Here is a 2937-nt window from a genome sequence, read left to right on the forward strand (position 1 = left end):
ATTTTATCTCTAGTAAATTACATATGTACCAAAAATACAAAAAATAGTTCAATTAAATTCAATATGCGACTTTTTGTCCCGCATTAAGTACAACGGTTTTGGCTAGGCTTTGTGCGGGTGAAAATCGCCAAGATTTTCGGACACGGACTAAGCCTAAGCTTTTTGTTTGGTTTTGTTTCTTTTGGTTTTCATAAAGCCAAATCAACAAGATTTGGCGACTTAGTAAATATACACAAAACTTTGAAGTTGGCACAAAACCCGCATGAAGTTTAGCCGGTGTTGGCAATAGTAATTTATTATTAAGATTCAGTTACGTTTATATAATTCTGTTCGCTTAATAATCCAAGATTATAATAGGATTTAAAAACTTCAGAAAATTTTTGAATTTTATCTGTTTTTGTTTGAAGAAAATAACAAGTTACAACAGTTTTATTTTCAAGATATAACTTAACATAATTTTTAACTCCGTTAGATTTTTTAGGTTTCAGAGTAGGAGTAGTAATATTAACAGGATATCCTTTCACATACCAATTTTCAATAATTATTTCTTTAATTTCCAGAATATTAAAAGAACTATTTCCAATGTGAATTCTGTCTTTTTCAAAAATTAAATGTCCTTCTAATTTTCCCTCTAATCTTTCGTGTCTAAACAATAATGATATTATTAATATTACAAAATAAATAAAAGTTATTAGTGTGAAAATAACTCCAAGAGATTCAAAAATTGCATTTTCAATATTATTCAAATTATAAATATAGTAACTCGTTGCTGATAGTGTTAATAATATAATCAAAACAATATTTTCATTACTGATAGGAAAAGTTTTTTGTTTAATGAAAATTTGCAAGTATTGATTAGTATCTTTTTTGGTAAGTGTCTGTGTTTTATTTTCTTTATGTAGTGTGTTTAAAGATGACTCTTTAATTACTTTTTTGTGGCTTTCATTAATGTTAACTTTTCTTTCTGTTAATAATTCTTTCGCAGCACTAACAGCCTTAGAATCATACTTTTTTTCTTCAAGTATAATGTGTTTTAATTCGGAATCAGATTTTGTTTTAAATTTTTGAATGAATCTATTTCTGCTCATTTTTTTATTATTGCCAACGTGTTTGTATAAGATTAGTTGCGTGTTTTAAACACTAAAGTTAGCAAATAAATCATAGATAGAAAGTCTGCGAGGACTTTCGTAAGTAGGCTTGAACTAGCAATTAATTTTATACGGTGTTGTATGTAGTTTTTTTTATTTCGTATTCAAAATTAAGTACTCTCAAGCCATAAAATTTAAGTGTTTGATTTGCTTTTATTTTTCCGTCATTAAAACTCACGGTTAGATTGTCTTTAAATGACTTTATATAATTAGTCCACAAATTTCCGTTTTTGTCTTTTAGCAAAAAGTAAAATCCACTATCTCCAATTTTCCTACCTACAGATTTTAAGATTAACTCTCCGTTATTACCAACACTTGGTTGTAAAACAACTGTCGCATTTCCGTTTGGTAATGGAAACATTGCTTTAATGCAAGTAGTTCCATTTGGGATTATACAAGTTTCATAAACACCTGAATAAATAACTTGTTTCGTTTCTTTAAATGTTCTTAACCAAATTGTTCGTTTTACTTTTTTCGTTTTTTTATCAATAAGTTGAATAATATCGCTATTCATTCCCTTAGTGTTCTTGCTGTTATTCATAGGAATGTTTAGTTGCTCAATTCTATTACTAAAAAGTATTTTAAGGAGATAGCCGAAAAATTTAAAAATTGGATTCCATTTAGTTTTCAGTTCAAATTCATAACTACTCGTGTTTTCGTAAAAGTCAATTACGTTTTTTGATAACTTATTAAGTTCAATCGTTGGTAATTTTAATTGGTTAATTGAATTTATTAACCCTTTATTTAGTTCAGATTTACAGATTTCTAAATTTTCGCTTTCTTCTAATTGCTTAATAAATTTCTCGCCAATTCCATTTGTATTTCCAAATGGACCTATCAACCATTCATATTCTTTTGAATCGATTTTTTTACCTGAAACAATTACCCATTGTTGAGTAACCCAATCTTGAAAGTTCTGTTTTATAGAAGCAAATTCCATTATTAAACTGTTTTCTTCGTGTAATTGCTATTACCTTTCCAAGAACCATATTCAGAAAGTGGTTTAAATCTAAGAGTTGTAAACTCAAAATGAAAGTTTTTACGTTCTCTTTCTTTCATTGCATTTGAGTGTCTTTTTGGTTTTGGCATTTTGCTATGACCGTGAACCATACTTTCCATTTCTTTTACATTTTTCCAAATTGAAAAGGTTGAAATTGTATTCGGAAATTTGAAAGACGCAAGAGAAAGTAATGTTCCAGAATGATCTCTAACTAATTTTTCAACAGGTTTTCCCCAATGTAAGAATCTCGGAACTGCTAAAGGTTTCATACGAGCAATTGTTACTGCAACTACAGGAGAATTTGGATTGTCTAAGATTTCTTTTTTCTTAGGTACTTTATAGCCTTTTATCTTTCCCCATTCTCTCATAAAACCTAAGCGAATGTGCCAACCTTTGTTTAGTATTTTACCAAAATTTTCTTTTTCTAAAAAGTTTTCAAGGTCTTTTTCGCTTTCCCATTGAGCAAAGATTGCTATTTCTCTTATTAAAAAACGAGAAGGAGATAGAATAGGAGAACCTAAAGTCATTGCGGTCATATATTCAGAATAAATTAGACCTTTTGTGTTCTTTTTTATCAAGTTTATAAATAATCCTTTAATCGCTTTTCCAAATGGAATTTTTACAAGATGAAAAGAGGAAATATTCATTTATTTTTTTGTTGAAAGTTACTTGTTTTGTTGCGATTCTTAAATTACATACAACGATCTGGATATGAATCGTAGCATTCAAACCAGCTCTAAATTTTTGTTTAATACCAAGCAATAAAAATAAACAAAAACTTTGTTAAAG

Annotated in this window: 3 protein-coding genes; all 3 read right to left on the reverse strand. The window is 28.3% G+C overall.

What is annotated here, in order from left to right; genetic code table 11:
• Positions 1–299 precede the first annotated feature (299 nt).
• The 3 genes from FQU21_RS17165 to FQU21_RS17175 all read right to left on the reverse strand — a co-directional run bounded on the left by FQU21_RS17165 (position 300) and on the right by FQU21_RS17175 (position 2795).
• Positions 300–1088, reverse strand: a complete 789-nt coding sequence (locus FQU21_RS17165) for a hypothetical protein (protein ID WP_147679238.1) — start codon at positions 1086–1088, stop codon at positions 300–302.
• 127 nt (positions 1089–1215) lie between these two features.
• Positions 1216–2088: a hypothetical protein gene (locus FQU21_RS17170; protein WP_147679240.1), complete on the reverse strand. Its 873-nt coding sequence runs from the start codon at positions 2086–2088 to the stop codon at positions 1216–1218.
• A gap of 2 nt (positions 2089–2090) precedes the next feature.
• Positions 2091–2795 carry a hypothetical protein gene (locus FQU21_RS17175; RefSeq protein ID WP_147679242.1) on the reverse strand — a complete coding sequence of 235 codons (705 nt, stop codon included), beginning with the start codon at positions 2793–2795 and terminating at the stop codon, positions 2091–2093.
• Positions 2796–2937 lie beyond the last annotated feature (142 nt).

Source organism: Algibacter pacificus, assembly GCF_008033385.1.
GTDB classification, from domain to species: Bacteria; Bacteroidota; Bacteroidia; order Flavobacteriales; family Flavobacteriaceae; genus Algibacter; species Algibacter pacificus.